Source organism: Janthinobacterium lividum (genome assembly GCF_011601275.1).
GTDB classification, from domain to species: Bacteria; Pseudomonadota; Gammaproteobacteria; order Burkholderiales; family Burkholderiaceae_D; genus Janthinobacterium; species Janthinobacterium lividum_E.
The window spans coordinates 100,586-116,674 of the sequence record NZ_JAAOLY010000005.1 but is presented as its reverse complement, the minus strand read 5'-3'; the positions used below and the strand labels follow the sequence as shown (position 1 = coordinate 116,674).

Below are 16,089 nucleotides of genomic sequence, written 5' to 3'. Positions count from 1 at the left end.
GACGCACCCCCATGCTGATGCGGCGTCTGCGCGTATGCGCCCTCCTGTGTGCCGCGGCGCTGCTGAGCGGCTGCGCCGCTGTCACCGTCAGCGCGATTTCGCCGGCCGACTACCTGCAGCAGCGGCGCGGCGACATCCTCACCACGGGCAAACTGAGCGCCTCGGCCAGCGAGGTGCTGCGCATCATCGGCAGCGACATCGCCGCCTGCGAAGCCAATACGGGCAGCTGCCGCGCCGACCTGGCCCGCTCCGAGCTGCTCAGCGACGAGCAGCGCCTGGCCACCCTGTCCGAACTGTGGCTGGAAAGCGCCCTGGCGGAAGAAAAACAGGGCGCCCAGCCGAGCGCGGAGCGGCTGGCCGCCTGGCTCGAGTCGGCCCGCTACGCCTATGCCTACCTGTTCTACACGACGCGCACGCCGGGCCAGCGCGCCTTCGAGGAACGCCAGACGCAAATCCGCGACTACTATAACTATGCCGTGCAAAAAGCCGTCGGCAATCTGTTCCGCCACCGCGGCGAATACCGGCCGGACGGCCATGTGATCCGCGTCGCCGGCTGGGAGATCGACAGCGAATTGTCGGCCCTGCGCCTGCCCGACGACGGCACCCTGCCCGATGAACTGCTGCCGGCCACCTCGCTGTCGTTTTCCGGCTTGCGCAATGTGTACCGGCGCGACGGCTTCGGCGCCGACCTCGTGGCCGTCATGCCCAAACCCGCCGGGGCCAGGGACGCGGCCTTCCAGGAAACCCGCTTCCCCGTCGTCACGGCGCTGATACGCTTCGGCGGCAACAGCCTGCAAGAGGTACTGGCCACGCAGCAGCTGCTGGTGATGCTGGTCGACCCGACGCGCAACGAATCGACGCGCATGGCCGGCCAGGAACTGCCCGTGGCGGCCAACTTCACGGCCGGCTACGGCCTGTGGCTGGCCCGCTCAGGCTTCGGCGTGCAGGCGCTGCGCACCCTGTTCGGCAGCGCCGACGGCATTTCGCGCCCGCAGGTGCACCTGATGCAGCCCTACGATCCGAACAAGCGCACCATCGTCATGCTGCATGGCCTGGCCAGCAGCCCGGAAGCGTGGATCAACGTGGCAAATGAACTGATGGGCGACGAACAGCTGCGCCGCCGCTACCAGATCTGGCAGGTGTACTACCCGAGCAATGCGCCACTGGCCGCCAACAACGCCGCCATTCGCAAGGCGCTGAACGCAACCCTGGCGCAGTTCGACCCTGCCGCCAAGGCCGACGCGGCCAACGACATGGTCTTGATCGGCCACAGCATGGGCGGCGTGCTGGCGCGCCTGATGGTCTCCGACGCCAGCAACACCCTGCTCGACGCCATCACGGAAGAATACAATTTGAAGGGAAAGAAGGCGGAAAAAGTGCGCGCGGGCCTGGCGCCCTACCTCAATTTCACGGCCATGCCGCAGGTGAACCGCGCCATCTTCATCGCCGCGCCGCACCGCGGCACCTCGTTCGCCAACCACAAAGTGGCGCGCTGGATCGCCAACCTCGTCACGCTCCCCATCACCATGCTAGACCAGTTGTCGGACGCGGCAGGCAGTCTGGCGCAGCTCGACACGGGCAGCAGCGAGCCGCTGCGCATCCCCAACAGCATCGATAACCTCAGCGACAAGGACCCGTTCGTGCGCCTGGTGGCCGACCTGCCCATCAGCCCGAACGTGCGCTACTATTCCATCATGGGCAACGACACGCCGGACCTGCCGCTGGCGGAATCGAGCGACGGCGTGGTGCCGTATGCCAGCGCCCACCTCGACGGCGCGCAGTCGGAAAAGGTCATCCCATCCTGGCACAGCGTGCAGGAAAGTCCGCAGGCGATCCTGGAGATACGGCGCATACTACGCATGCCGGATTAAGTCACCAGGGCGATAGCAGCGCAGGTCGGATCAGGCGGGGCCGCCGAGGCCGCAGGCCGTAATCCGGCGACATCGTTAGCTTCACTTTGGGCAGCGCCAACAACGTTGTCGGATTACACGGGGCTTTGCCCCGCTAATCCAAATTACCAGACTACGGACACAGCATCACGCCGGCTCGCGCCACTTGTCCTTGATCTCCAGCATGGCCGGCAGTTGCTCGACGAACAGCGCCAGCAGCTCAGGATCGAAGTGCGTGCCGCTGTCGCGCTGCATGGTGGCGATGGCTTCATCGATCGTCCAGGCGCGCTTGTATGGACGTTCGCTGGTGAGGGCGTCGAAGACGTCGGCGATGGCGACGATGCGGCCTTCATGGGGGATTTCCTCGCCTTTCAAGCCTTGCGGATAGCCGCTGCCGTCCCATTTTTCGTGGTGCGTCAAGGCGATGGTGCGCGCCATTTTCAGCAAGCCGCTTGCGTGCTCGCCGATGATGGCCGCGCCGATTTCCGCGTGGCTGCGCATGACTTGCCACTCGTCCGCATCGAGCTTGCCCGGCTTTTGCAGGATGGCGTCGGGGATGCCAATCTTGCCCACGTCGTGCATGGGCGCCGCGTTCAGCAGGTCTTCCGCCCTGGCCGCGCTGTAGCCGGCCGCCAGCGCCAGCTGGCGCGCGTAATAGCTCATGCGAATGACGTGCATGCCCGTCTCGTTATCCTTGTATTCGGCCGCCTGGCCCAGGGTCTGGATCACCTGCAGGCGCGAGCGGCGCAATTCTTCGGCGTCCACCAGCGACAAGTGCGTGCGCACGCGGGCGCGCACGATGGGCGGGCTGACCGGTTTGGTGATGTAATCGACGGCGCCCGCGTCAAAACCGTCGGCCTCGTCCTTCACGTCGCACAGGGCCGTCACAAAAATGACGGGAATGGGCGCCGTGGCCGGCATGGCCTTCAACTGGCGGCACACTTCGTAGCCCGTCATGGCGGGCATCATGATATCGAGCAGGATCAGCTCGACGGGGTTGTTCTGCGCCAGTTCCAGCGCCTTCTCGCCATCCTTGGCATACAGCAGGCGGTAATCGTCCTGCAGTATCTGGCGCAGCACCTGCAGATTCGTCGCTTCGTCGTCGACCAGCAGCAGGATCGGTTTGTCTTCGTGTAAGGTCATCGTTGGCCCAATATCAGGAAAGGTCGGCAGGCATAGGCGCTTCCAGCCACGCCAGCAGCTGTCGCAGCACGCCCGCGGCGCGCGCGAATTCAAAGTCGTCGATGGCGCTGGCCAGCGCCTGCAGGCGCGGCTGCTGCCCGTGCGGCGCCAGCATGGCCGCGATCTGCGCCATCAGGGCATCGTCGAGCTGCCCGCCTTCCAGGCTGGCAATGGCTTGCCGCAGCAAGGCGCCGGCGGCGGCGGCATCGAGTGGCGCGCAGGCAGCCGGCGTACCCACGGCCACGGCCGGCACACCCGATTCTTCCAGCTCGCCGGCCAGCGCCATGAAGGCGGCGGCCAGCTGCACCAGCAGTTCGGTCGCCGGCAACTGGCGCGAGATGGCTTGCTCGATGCGTCCCAGCAGGCTTTCAATCTGAACCAGGCACAGGTTGCCCGCCGCGCCCTTGATACGGTGCAGCAAATGGCCCGCCACGCTGCTGCCGCCGCGCTCCAGTTCGGCCGTCAGCATGGCGGCGCAGTCGCCATTGGCTTGCACGAATCGGCCAATCGCCCGCTGCAAGGCTTCGCGGCCGCCCCACAGGGCGATGCCGCGCTGCCAGTCCACCTGGCCGGTGGCCGCACGCGCCGCCGCGGTCGGCGGCATGGACACGGCGATATCGAGCAGGCGCGCGATTTCCGCCGTCAGCTTGTGCATTTCCAGCGGCTTCGAGGCAAAGCCGTTCATGCCGGCCGTCTGCGCGGCGCGCCGGTCCTGTTCCAGCACGCTGGCCGTCAGGGCGATGATGGGCGTTGCCGTCAGGCCCTGCTCGCGCTCGTACACGCGGATGAGGCGCGTCGCTTCCAGGCCATCCATGCGCGGCATCTGCACGTCCATCAGGACGACATCGAAGCTGCCCTTGCTGAACTCGCGCACGGCGCTCTCGCCATCGCTGGCGGCGATCACCTGGTGGCCGGCCGCGCCCAGGCTGATCAGGAGCAGCTCCACGTTCTGCGGCACGTCGTCGGCCGCCAGGATGCGCAGCGGCGGCAAGGCCACCACGGGCTGCTCGCTACGGCGCGACACGACCTTGCCCGGCGCCAGCGGCAGCAGCACGTGGAACACGCTGCCCACGCCCAGGGTACTTTCCACGGTGATGGTGCCCCCCATCAGTTCGACCAATTGCAGCGAAATCGTCGTGCCCAGGCCCGTGCCGCCAAAACGGCGGCTCATCGAGGAATCGGCTTGCGTGAACGGAGCGAAGATTTTATCCAGGCGGTCGGCGGGAATGCCGATGCCCGTGTCGTGCACTGCAATATGCACCTGCTCGCCCTGCATGCCGACGGCCACGCGCACATGGCCCACTTCCGTGAACTTGACGGCGTTGCCGATCAAATTCGTCAGCACTTGCTGCACCCGGCGCGCGTCGCCCAGGAAGAACTGGCCCATGCCGGGATCGACATCGACATGCAGCACCAGGTCGCGCGCATGCGCCGTGATGCGCAGCGACGCGGCCACGTGGTCGACCAGGTCCGGCAGCGAAAAGTCCACCAGTTCCAGCTCGGTGGCGCCTTTTTCCAGCTTGGCCATGTCGAGGATGTCGTTCAGCAGCTCGAGCAGCGAACGAGCCGACTGGCGCACCGTGCCCAGATGGCGGCGCTGCAGGCTGTCCAGGGCAGTTCCCAGCAGCACTTCCGTAAAGCCGATGATGGCGTTCATCGGCGTGCGGATTTCATGGCTCATGTTGGCCAGGAAGCTGGTCTTCGATTCGGCGGCCAGCTCGGCGCGGTCTTTCGCCGCGCGCAGGTTTTCCTGCATGGCGCGCCGCTCGCTCACGTCGGTGGCCAGCTTGACCACCTTGAACGGCTTGCCATCCGTGTTGAAGATCGGGTTGTACGAGGCCTGTATCCACACTTCCTTGCCATGCTTGCCGATGCGCTTGTACTCGCCCGTATTGAATTCACCCTGCGCCAGGTGCTGCCAGAACGCGACGTAGTCGGGCGAGGTCACGTAGCCCGGCTCGCAAAACACGCTGTGGTGCAGGCCCAGCACGTCCTCGAGCTGGTAACCGGTCAGGTCGAGGAAGTTCTGGTTGGCCGCCAGGATGCGTCCCTGCAGGTCGAACTCCGCGACGGCCGTCGCGCGCGAGATGGCCGTCACCTTGCCTTCGTATTCAGCGTTGCGCAATTCGCTTTCCGTGATGTCGAGGATGACGCCGTCGATCCAGCGCACCACGCCGTCGTTATCGAGCACGGGGCCGCTGCTTTCGCGCACCCAGCGCTCGCGCCCGTCGCGGTGGATCATGCGGTAGACATTCTCGAAATCGCGCCGTTCGCCGGCCGCCTGCACGCAGGTGTCGTTGACGCGCTGGCGGTCGTCCGGGTGCACGAGGTCGAACAGTTTGACCCGCCCTTCGGCGAAGTCCTGCGGCATCCAGCCCGTCAGGTTGAAGACGGCGTCGCTGATGAAGATCATCTTCCATTCGGGCGCGAAGCTGCAATGGAAGGACACGCCGGGGATATTGCGGATCAGGGTGCGGTACTGGCGTTCGCTGTCTTTCAGCGCCTGCTCCATGCTGCGCGAGGAACGCATGTCCGTGACAAACGCCACGAACAGAGGCTGGCCCGGCGCATCGATCTTGCCGATCGCCACGCGCATGGGCAGCACGGCGCCATCCTTGTGGCGGCCATCGAGTTCGCGTCCGCTGTCGAGGATGCGCGAGGCGCCCGTTTCCAGGTAATCGCGCAGATAGCCCTCGTATTCGGCCGCGTCGGCCGGCTGCAGCAGCACGCTGGCGTCGCGCCCCACGATCTGCGCTTCGCGCCAGCCGAACAGGCTTTCCGCGGCGGGATTGAAGGAACGCACCTTGCCCTGGCCATCGATGGTGATCAGGCCATCGGCCGCCGTGTCGACAATGGCGCGCAGGCGCGATTCGCTGACGCTGGCGTGGCGCAGCAGCTGGCGGTAGCGCAGCAAGCCGTTCGCGGCGGCCACGAAGACGGTCAGGGTGACGGTGATCAGGGCCACGGCCAGGGCCACGAACGAGGCCTGCACCGTGATCGTGTTCTCGCCTGCCGTGGGCGTGCCGGAAAAGCGCGCCGCCAGCATGCCTGTGTAATGCATGCCGGAAATGGCCAGGCCCATCACCACACTGCTGAGCAGCAAGGACGCCAGGGGGCTCAGGCGCTGGCGCATGGCGCTCAAGCCGAAGCGCACCCACAACGCCAGCATGGCCATGGTGACCGCCACCAGCAGCGACAGGGCGAACAGCCAAGGTTCGTAGCGCAAGGCCAGCGACGTTTGCATGGCGGCCATGCCGCTGTAATGCATGGAGCCGATGCCCACACCGACGAGCACGCCGCCCACCACCAGCTGGCGCCAGTTGATGCTCGGACGCGCCAGCATGTGCAGCGCCACCCACGAAGCGGCCATGCCGGGCAGCATGGAGAGCAAGGTCAGGCCGGGGTCGAAGGACACGCGCGTGCAGATGTCGAAGGCCAGCATGCCGATGAAGTGCATCGACCAGATGCCGCCGCCCAGCGCGATTGCGCCCGTGATGATGGCCGTCTGGCGCTGGAAGCCCCGCTCGCTGCTGCGCGCCATGCCGGCGATCTGCAGGGCCATCAACGAGGCAAAGATGGCGATACCGATGGAAAACAGCACCAGCCAGGCATTGTGCGTGCCATAGATGTACTGCATGGTATCGGTCGATACGGCAAAGATGGAACTAAGCATACTGTCGTGGCATAAGAGAGTGAAACCTAACGTCGCAAAACATGACGGCGCACCGCGCGCCGGCGCCAGGCTTTTACTAAAGCGGCAACACAGCGGAAATGACAACGGTAGCAGTCGACCAGGGCAAGGCTCGGTCATCACGCCCGCGCCTGCCGCGCGGGGGAAAGGTGCTTTTTTCAGAGGGAAAAAGCGGAATGCGTACGAACTCTGGCGCGGATGTCTGGCCGCCAGCGTGACGATGATTTTTTAAAGAGCCATGAGTATAGTTGCTTTGCGAAAATATTCATAGGACTTCAGCAATATAGTTATCAAAAATGATAATTATTGCGGCGACGATGCGACAATGGCCCGCGCGCGCCTAGCCCGGGGGCCAGCCTGCGCGAATGGCGCCCGACTCCTGGCTTGGCGATCCATGCTGCATGCTGACGGGAATGCCGGCCTGCTGGCAGCGGCGGCTCAGTTCGTCCTTGATCTGCCGCAAGGACCAGCGCTGCGGCACGGGCAAGTCCAGGCCCACCACGCGGATCAGGGGAAAATCGTCGCGCGTGGTGTGCAGCAGCAATTGCACGCGCGCCAGCGGCTGTGCGCCCCGGTACACCTGCTGCGCGCCCCCATGGCTGACCAGTTCCAGCCGCCGCAGCTGCGCCAGGTCCAGCCGCACGGCCTGCTCCCAGCCCGGCAGGCGCCGCGCCTGGCGCCGCAGCAGCAGGCCCGCGCCGTCAAGTTCCACATGGAAGAGAAAAGCGCGACCCGGGTACAGGATGAGGCCGCCGATCCAGCTGGCCAGCGCCAGCGGACCGAACAACACTGCTTCGCCGGCATACGGCGTGTCGCGCCAGACGGCTTGCCCGATCAAGGCGAGGATCAGGGCGCAGCCACCGAGCAGCACGCTGCGCGACAGCACGGGGCGCTCGCCGGCCAGCAACGCCGCCTGCGAGCTGGCCTCGTCGGCCGCCGAAAAGCGTATCCATTCGGCGCGCGCCTTTATTGGCAATGGCGTCTCGCCGCTCAAGCGTTCGATGCCAGCATGCGGCGAAACCACGCCAACTGCTCGCGCGTCAGGTAGTTGGCGCCATCGCCATGCAGGAGGACGATTTCGATCTCGGCCGGAATCGAGGCGATCAATTGCGCGCCCGTGACGGGAATCTTGGGAAAGGCGATGCCGGACAGGAAAGCCAGGTCTTCCGCCACCGTCACGCACTGGCGCTCGGGATTCGGTGACGGCACGAGGAACAGGTCGATCTGCTCGCTTTTGCCGCCGATGACGACCTGCAATTGCGCCGCCAGCAGCTCAGGCAGGATTAGCTCGATGTTGTTTTGCGCACGCGATTGCTGGAATGCGTTTTTCAGGGGTGTGAGGATGGGCGTAGCGGACATGGCAACAGTGTAGAAATGGAGACGGCGGCAGTGTAGCAGAGGCGCCGCCGGGGACGCGCTCCGCTACGCCAGCCTTACATCTTGTAGTTCAGCGAGACGAGCACGCTGCGCGGCGCGCCGTAGCGCTCCAGGCCGCCCGACCAGGAATAGCCGAGGCCCTGGTAGTAACGGCGGTCGAACAGGTTGTCCACGTTCACGCGCAGTTGCACCTGCTCGCTCAGGCGGTAGCCGGCCGTCAGGCCGACAAGCGCATAGCCGCCCTGCCGCGTCAGGTAATTCGTGTCGCGTCGATAGATTTTATCCTGTGCGTACACGCTGGCGCCCACGTTCCATTGCGCCAGGCTGCCGCCCAGCTGTACATTCGTCATCAGCTTGAACAGCTGCTTCGGCTCGTCCGTGGCGATGCGCTGGCCGATGTTGGCGGCCACGCTGTCCTTCGTATACTTGGCCAGTACATAGGTGTAGCCACCGGCGATCTGCCAGCCCGGCAAGGGCGAACCGGACACCTGCAAGTCGACGCCTTCACTTTGCACTTGCCCGGCCGCGCGGGCGCAATAGATGGCGCCGCCCGTGGGACAATTGATCTCGTCGGCCATGGCGCGATTATTCTGCTTGATGCGGAACAGCGCGCCGCTGGCGTTGAGCCGGCCGCCGAAATATTCGCCCTTGACGCCCACTTCCAGGTTGGTGCCGCTCAACGGCGGCAAGGTATTACCGCGTGCATCGAGCGAACTTTGCGGCTCGAAGATCTGCGTGCCGCTCGCATACACGGAGTGATGCCGGTCCACATCGTAGACGAGGCCCGCGTACGGCGTAAACTTCGCGTTTTCCGTCAGGCCGCGGCGCCAGGCGGGGTTGGTGGAATACCAGCCCGTCACATCCTGCGCATACCAGCCGAAACGCCCGCCCAGCACCAGGCGCAGGGGATCGGCCAAGCTGAAGTTACCGGCTGCATACACACCCTTCTCGTCCGTCTTGCGGCCCCAGTTGTAGGGCTCGAACGCCGCGCCGCGCATCGGGTAGGCATACGGATTCCACTGGCGGATATCGATCACGCGCGTGGCAGCGCCTTCCCAGCTCTGGCCCGCATCGGAATCGTCGTGGCGGTAGCTGGCGCCGACGATCACGTCATGCTGGCGGCCAAACCAGGTGACGGGACCGCTCAGGCGCCAGTCGGCCACGACTTGCTCCGTGTTGTACTTCCACCCCGTTTCCGACTGATTCAGCTTGTATATTTCGCCATCGATGCGGCTGTTGGTGGTATTGCGCGTGCTGGACGAGGCGTCGATACGCGTGATGGCGAAGCGGCTGCGCCAGCCCTTCTCCAGCTGCGTTTCCAGGTCCGCGAAGACGACGTTGTTGTCGCGCTTCTGGAAGGAATCGGCGTTGTTCAGGAAAGTCGAACGGGGCAAGTCCATGTGGCGTCCGTCGGCAAAGGTCGGCAAGCCGACGAACACGCCGTCGGTGCGGCTGTGCTGGCGCGAAAAACCGATGCCGGCCGTGGTCGACGGCGTCAAGTCCGCTTCCACGATCGCATACACGGTGCTGTTTTTGTTGTTGACCACGTCGACAAAACTGTCGCTGTCGCGCCAGCTGGCCGCCACCCTGCCCCGCACGCTGCCCGACGCATTCAGCGCATTGCTGGCGTCCACCGTCAATTGCTTGTCCTTCCAGCTGCCCAGGTGGGCCGAGGTATTCAGCAGGGGCGTGGCCGTGGGGCGCTTGCGTATCATGTTGATGCTGCCCGACGGCGCGCCCGCCCCTTCCATCAAGCCCGTGGCGCCACGCACCACTTCCACCCTGTCGTACATCAGCATGTCGGCCGAGACGTTGCGCTCATTGAAACCCGTGACGTCCAGCGGCAAGCCATCGACATTGACGTGGCTCAAGGCAAAGCCGCGTGCGAAATACGTGGTTTCCTGGTCGGATACGCCCTGCGTCTTGCCATAGATGCCAGGCGTGGCGCGCGCCACGTCCTGCAAGGTGGTCAAATCGAAATCCTCCATCTGCTGGCGCGAAATGACGCTGACCGTTTGCGGCGTATGGCGCTGCGACAGGTTCAAGCCCGTCGCCGTCGACATATTCCTCGACGTGTATAAACCCGTGCCTTCAGTGGCGCGGTCCGCCTCGGCGCTGACGACGACGGCGGGCATGCTGGCCAGGCCGCCATCGGCCGTGCCGGTATTCATTTTACGCAGCAGGTAATTGCCATTGCCGCCGTCCGCCACTTCCAGGCCGCTGCCCTGCAGCAGCTTTTGCAAGCCGGCCGTGATGCCATGACTGCCCTGCAAGCCCGGCGTCGCCAGGCCGTCGAGCGCCACGCCCTGGGTGGACAGGTTGATTCCGGCGGCGATGGCGAACGAGGCCAGCGCATCGCGCAAGCTGCCGGCGGGAATGCTGTACTCGCGCACGGTGGCGGCCGGGCTGGCCTCGGCGGCCAGCGCCGTTTGCGGCAAGCTGGCGCCCGTGGCACCTATGGCGAGGAGCAAGACCAGCGCGGCGCGCACGGCGCCGGTGGTGGGATGGAGCGTCATGCGTGCTACTGTAAAGGTACGGTGCTGCAAAGCCATGTAAAGCCCTTTCGATGGTTCAGATTGTTCGTTCTCTATCCTGTATGACGAAGCAATCCGGAAAAAGGGACAGGCCAAATGTAAATAAGCGGCGCTCGTCGGCTTGGCGGAACATCGTAGGTCGGATTACCGGGGCGCAGCCACGCGTAAGCCGAGAAGGCCAGCCCGCATTGCCTGTCGGCTTACGCCCTGCGGGCTAAGCCGACCTACAAGACCCGGCATGCGTAAGGCGACTAGCTCATGCCGCCTCGACACTGATCCAGTAGCGCGTGCGGCGCGCTAGCCGGATCGGCAAGGATCGCTGCAGCAGGAGCAGGATGTTGTCCGGGTCGTTCAGCTGGAAGATGCCGTCCACGGGCATGGCCGCCAGCGCCGGATCGCAGCGCAGCACGCCGTAACGGTAGCGCGCCACCTGTTCCAGCAGCTCGCCCAGCGGCATGCGCTCGGCGATCAGCACGCCCTGCAGCCAGCCGGCAGCGTGCGGCGCCAGCGGCGTCAAGGCAGAAACGGCACGGTCATCGAAACTGCCCTGCCGGCCCGCATCGATCCTGCGCGAGGCGTCCGGAGCTTCGCTTGGCCGGATCTCGACGGCGCCCTCGCTGACGCTGACCTGCGTGCGCGTCAGCATGGTGCCAACGTGGCGCACGCTGAAGTGCGTGCCCAGCGCGCGCACGGTGCCATTGCTGCTGCGCACGAGGAAGTGACGCGCCGGCACGGCTGCGTCGTGCGCCGTGGCGACGTGAATTTCCCCTGCATGCAACAAAACTTGCCGCGCCGTGTCGTCAAAGCGCACGTCGATGGCCGTGTCCGTATTGAGCACCAGTTGCGTACCGTCGGGTAATGCCATGTGGCGGATTTCACCCCTGGCCGTGCGGATGCCGGCGCGCCACGCTTGCCATGGCGCCGACTGGCTGGCCAGCCACAGCGCCGGGCCGGCCGCGATCAGCCCGGCCAGGCCGTAGAGCACGGCGCGCCGCTGCGGCGACTGCGGCGCCGCATCCGCCGTCTGGCGCAATGCAGGCGGCACGCTGGCCAGGGTGCTGCACACCAGCTCGGCCCTCTGCCACGCCGCTTCATGCGCGGGATCGCTGGCGCGCCAGGCCTGGAATGCTTGCTGCTCATCCGGAGTCAAGGCGCCCCCATGCAGGCGCACCAGCCATTGCGCCGCCGCCCGCGCCGCGCGGGGATCGATGCCCCCGCTCACAGGATCAGCAGGATGCAGCGCTCGAACGCCTGCACCATGTAGCGCTTGATGCTGCGCTCGCTCACGGCCAGGCGCCGGGCGATTTCCCCGTAGCCAAGGCCATCGACATGGGCCAGCAGGAAGGCGCTGCGCACGAGCGGCGGCAAGCCGTCGAGCATGGCGTCGATGCGCTGCAAGGCTTCGCGCACGAGCAGCCGCTCTTCCGGCGACTGCATCAGCAATTCAGGCTGCTGCGCCAGGGTTTCCAGCCATGCCTGCTCCAGCGACAGGCGCCGGTAGTGGTCGATCAGCAGGCGCTGCGCCACCGTCGTCAGGTAGGCGCGCGGCTCGCGCAAGCTTTGCCGGCTCTCCGGCGGCGCCGTCAGCAGGCGCACGAAGGTATCGTGCGCCAGGTCGGCCGCATGGTCGGCGCACTGCAGCTTGGCGCGCAGCCAGCGCATCAGCCAGCCGTGGTGGCTGCTGTAGATGCAGGCTATCGACTCGCTGGACTGTGCAATGTTCACTAGGGACTCCGATGCACGCAAGGCAAGGCGCGGCTAATTGATAATAATTCTCATTATCACAAATCATGGCCTCCGGCGTCAATGCCGGCGCCTGCCTATCCTTGGAAACTGTTGTTTCAGCGTGGCTGCAATCTTCTAGCGGTCGGTATACAAGCTCTTCATCACCATGCCGCCGCGCATTTTCTTTGCGCCCGGCGCCAACCCCGCCGGACAGGCGCCCTGGAACACGGCTGCCAATTCCGTATGCTGCATCTCGCTCTTGCCATTGACTTGCACGGTGGTATCGGCGCTCAGGGTATATGCCTTGGCCAGATCGCCCTTGAAGGTGCCGGTCAGCCTGGCGTCCGGACAGCTGGACGCGAATTGGTAGCTGTCGCCCTCGCGGCTGTGCGACTCGATCTTGCATTCCTGCTCGAAGCCGGACCACAGGTCGTCGTCGATCAGGCGGTCGCGCGCGTGGTCGACGCAGATTTCCCAGGAAAATGGCGAGGTGGCGGGCGTCACCTTCCACAGCCCCGTGGCGCGCTGCAAGCGCTGCACAGGCTCGGCCGCCGAAGCGAACGTGGCCGCGCACAAGGGGAAAACAGTCATCAGAATCAAGGTCGCGCTGCGCTTCATAAGCATTCCTTTTAGCTAAAAGTTTAAGAACACCTATCAAAACCTACTGCGCGTCGTAATTTGCGGTCTGCGATGCTCACTGTACCTTCGTACAGTTGCGCTTCTCAACCGCAACTTCCTTCCGCTCGCTACGGTTTTGTTAGGTGCTGCAAATATAGCAAAGAGGAACGCGCGCAGGCCGCACGCAAGGCCCTGCATCCCGGGCCTTGCGGCCAACACGAAGGGAATGGCGAACGGCCCCAGGAAAGTCACCAGGATGGCACGGATGGCCGTTATTCGTAAGGAGCGGCGTTTGGCAATGAAGAGGCAGGCGAAGGCCGACAGCGACCAGGTCAAGGCAGGCAGGTATGCAGTCATCATAAACTCCGGATGCGCCCTGGAAGGCAGGAAACCATGCTGACATGAAAATTTGATCCCCGCAATGGCAGATTGGGCATCTGCCATTGCGGTGGATACGGGTCTAATACGATCAGTGCTGACCGATCTTCATGATTTTCAGCGCGTTCGTGCCGCCGACCTTGCCCATCGGCTCGCCCCAGGTCAGCACGACGGTGTCGCCCTTGGCCACGACTTTATGTTCCACCAGCAAATCTTCCGCCTGCTGCAAGACCTTGTCGCGGTCGGTGCCGGACGTCAGTTCCAGGGTGCTGACGTTGCGGTACAGGGCCAGCTTGCGGCGCGTGCCCACGCTCGGGGTCAGTGCAACGATGGGGATGTCGATGTTGCAGCGGCTCATCCACAAGGCCGTGGAACCCGATTCCGTCAGGGTGGCGATGGCTTTCACGCGCAGGTGGTGGGCCGTAAACAGGGCGCCGTAGGCGATCGACTGGTCGATGCGCGAGAACGTGGCGTTGAGGAAATCGGCGTCCAGCTTGCAGGTGTCCCATTTTTCCGCGTCCAGGCAGATGGCGGCCATCGCTTCCACCGTTTCAATCGGATAGCGGCCCGACGCCGTTTCCGCCGACGTCATGACGGCATCCGTGCCGTCAAGCACGGCATTGGCCACGTCGGATACTTCCGCGCGGGTCGGCACGGCGTTGACGATCATCGATTCCATCATCTGCGTGGCCGTGATGGCCAGCTTGTTCGATGCGCGCGCCATCTTGATCATGCGTTTCTGCAAGGCCGGCACGGCCGCATTGCCCACTTCCACGGCCAAATCGCCACGGGCCACCATGATGCCGTCGGAAGCGTCGAGAATTTCCTGCAGCGCAGGAATGGCTTCCGCGCGCTCGATCTTGGCGATCATCATCGGCTTGTGGTCCCATGCTTCGCCAGCGATGTTGGCCAGCTGGCGCGCCATGACCATGTCGGTGGCGTTTTTCGGGAACGAGACGGCCACGTAATCGGCCTGGAAGCTCATCGCCGTTTTCACGTCTTCCATGTCTTTCGCCGTCAGGGCCGGGGCCGACAAGCCGCCGCCCTGGCGGTTGATGCCCTTGTTGTTCGACAATTCGCCGCCGATCTTGACGGTGGTGTGGATTTCGCTGCCGACGACTTTATCGACCGTCAGCACGATCAGGCCGTCGTTGAGCAGCAATACGTCGGCAGCACGCAAGTCGCGCGGCAATTCCTTGTAGTCGAGGCCGCAGCGCTCGAGATTGCCCAGTTCGCCGTTCTCGCCCCATTTCGCGTCGAGGATGAACTTGGCGCCGTTTTCCAGGAAAATCTTGCCTTCTTCAAACTTGCCGACGCGAATTTTCGGGCCTTGCAAGTCGGCCATGATGGCCACTTCGCGGCCGCACAGGGCAGCCGCTTCACGCACCATGCGGGCGCGGTCGATATGATCTTGCGCCTTGCCATGCGAAAAGTTCAGGCGCACGACGTCGACGCCAGCCTTGAACATGCGGACGAGGGTATCGATATCGTTCGAAGCGGGGCCGATGGTGGAAACGATCTTGGTGGCGCGTTGCTGTACTTGCATGGTCATGGTTGCTGCTTTCTATAATAAGTTGCTACAAGGGCCAGCCTTGTGGGCCGGCCGTCCTGGTGCGCTGGATCAGCGGTACTACGTTCTTACTTGGCCGCCATCAGGGCGACCGTCGTGTCGAGCATGCGGTTCGAGAAGCCCCACTCGTTGTCGTACCACGACGACACTTTCACGAGGCGGCCCGAAACCTTGGTCAGGGTCGAATCGAAATTCGACGAGGCCGGGTTGTGGTTGAAATCGATGGAAACGAGCGGTTCCGTCTGGTACGTCAGGATGCCCTGCAGCGCGCCTTCCGATGCCGTTTTCAGCAAGGCGTTGACTTCCTCGACGCTGGTATCACGCTTGGCGATGAACGACAGGTCGACCAGGGAGACGTTAATCGTCGGCACGCGGATGGCAAAGCCATCGAGCTTGCCATTAAGTTCCGGCAAGACCAGGCCGACAGCGGCAGCCGCGCCGGTCTTGGTGGGAATCATCGAATGCGTGGCCGAGCGGGCGCGGCGCAAGTCTTCATGCATCACGTCGGACAGCACCTGGTCATTCGTGTAGGCGTGCACCGTGGTCATCAGGCCCGATTCGATGCCGATGGCGTCGTTGAGCGGTTTTACTAATGGCGCCAGGCAATTCGTCGTGCACGAAGCGTTGGAAATCACGGTATCCGTGGCTTTCAGCACGTGCTGGTTGACGCCGAACACGATGGTGGCGTCCACGTCCTTGCCGCCCGGCGCGGAAATGATGACTTTCTTTGCGCCACCCTTCAGGTGAGCCGAGGCTTTTTCCTTGGTCGTGAAGAAACCCGTGCATTCGAGCACCACGTCGACACCGAGTTCGCCCCATGGAATCAGTGCCGGGTCGCGCTGCGCGAAGACGCGGATGCGGTCGCCATTGACGATCATGTTGTCGCCGTCGATGGTGACGACGCCGGGAAACTTGCCGTGCACCGTGTCGTAGCGCGTCAAGTGCGCATTCGACTTGGCGTCGCCCAGGTCGTTGATGGCGACGATCTCGATATCCTGCTGCTTGCCGCCTTCATAAAACGCGCGCAAGACGTTGCGGCCGATGCGGCCATAGCCATTGATGGCAACTTTGATGGTCATGCTGTCTCCTTGAACTTGTTTGAATGACTGAGTTTGAATCGATCGC

11 protein-coding genes are annotated in these 16,089 nt (G+C 64.3%); 1 reads left to right on the top strand and 10 read right to left on the bottom strand.

Translation table 11 applies throughout. The annotated features are described in order from the left end of the window. The first annotated feature begins 11 nt into the window (after positions 1 to 11). Positions 12 to 1,871 carry an esterase/lipase family protein gene (locus GYK42_RS09515; protein WP_166447299.1) on the top strand — a complete coding sequence of 620 codons (1,860 nt, stop codon included), beginning with the start codon at positions 12 to 14 and terminating at the stop codon, positions 1,869 to 1,871. Between the two features lie 165 nt (positions 1,872 to 2,036). Here the strand turns inward: GYK42_RS09515 and GYK42_RS09510 are convergent, their stop codons facing one another. From GYK42_RS09510 to gap, 10 genes are all read right to left on the bottom strand, one after another. After that, complete coding sequence (locus tag GYK42_RS09510) at positions 2,037 to 3,032, bottom strand: response regulator (RefSeq protein ID WP_166447298.1); 996 nt, start codon at positions 3,030 to 3,032, stop codon at positions 2,037 to 2,039. A gap of 13 nt (positions 3,033 to 3,045) precedes the next feature. Next, entirely contained in the window at positions 3,046 to 6,744 is a 3,699-nt protein-coding gene (locus GYK42_RS09505) for a PAS domain S-box protein (protein ID WP_166447297.1), read from the bottom strand. Positions 6,745 to 7,102: 358 nt separating this feature from the next. Beyond that, positions 7,103 to 7,786 (bottom strand): hypothetical protein, encoded by a 684-nt coding sequence (locus GYK42_RS09500; protein WP_166447296.1) that lies wholly within the window; start codon positions 7,784 to 7,786, stop codon positions 7,103 to 7,105. Then, positions 7,753 to 8,121, bottom strand: coding sequence for a hypothetical protein (locus GYK42_RS09495; protein WP_166447295.1), 369 nt, complete (start codon positions 8,119 to 8,121; stop codon positions 7,753 to 7,755). The genes GYK42_RS09500 and GYK42_RS09495 overlap by 34 nt, the downstream gene beginning before the upstream one ends. Positions 8,122 to 8,195: 74 nt before the next feature. Further along, a complete protein-coding gene (locus GYK42_RS09490) occupies positions 8,196 to 10,655 on the bottom strand; it encodes a TonB-dependent siderophore receptor (RefSeq protein ID WP_240943530.1) in 2,460 nt (819 codons plus the stop codon). A gap of 274 nt (positions 10,656 to 10,929) precedes the next feature. Beyond that, on the bottom strand, positions 10,930 to 11,895 hold the full coding sequence (locus GYK42_RS09485) for a FecR domain-containing protein (RefSeq protein ID WP_166447293.1): 966 nt from the start codon (positions 11,893 to 11,895) through the stop codon (positions 10,930 to 10,932). Beyond that, a complete protein-coding gene (locus GYK42_RS09480) occupies positions 11,892 to 12,398 on the bottom strand; it encodes a sigma-70 family RNA polymerase sigma factor (protein ID WP_166447292.1) in 507 nt (168 codons plus the stop codon). Before GYK42_RS09480 ends, GYK42_RS09485 begins: the two co-directional genes overlap by 4 nt. 135 nt (positions 12,399 to 12,533) lie before the next feature. Continuing rightward, positions 12,534 to 13,016, bottom strand: coding sequence for a DUF3617 domain-containing protein (locus GYK42_RS09475; protein ID WP_166447291.1), 483 nt, complete (start codon positions 13,014 to 13,016; stop codon positions 12,534 to 12,536). 469 nt (positions 13,017 to 13,485) lie between these two features. Further along, complete coding sequence (gene pyk / locus GYK42_RS09470; protein WP_081922461.1) at positions 13,486 to 14,946, bottom strand: pyruvate kinase; 1,461 nt, start codon at positions 14,944 to 14,946, stop codon at positions 13,486 to 13,488. An 86-nt stretch (positions 14,947 to 15,032) separates the two neighbouring features. Continuing rightward, positions 15,033 to 16,043, bottom strand: a complete 1,011-nt coding sequence (gap, locus tag GYK42_RS09465) for a type I glyceraldehyde-3-phosphate dehydrogenase (protein ID WP_166447290.1) — start codon at positions 16,041 to 16,043, stop codon at positions 15,033 to 15,035. Between the last annotated feature and the right edge of the window lie 46 nt (positions 16,044 to 16,089).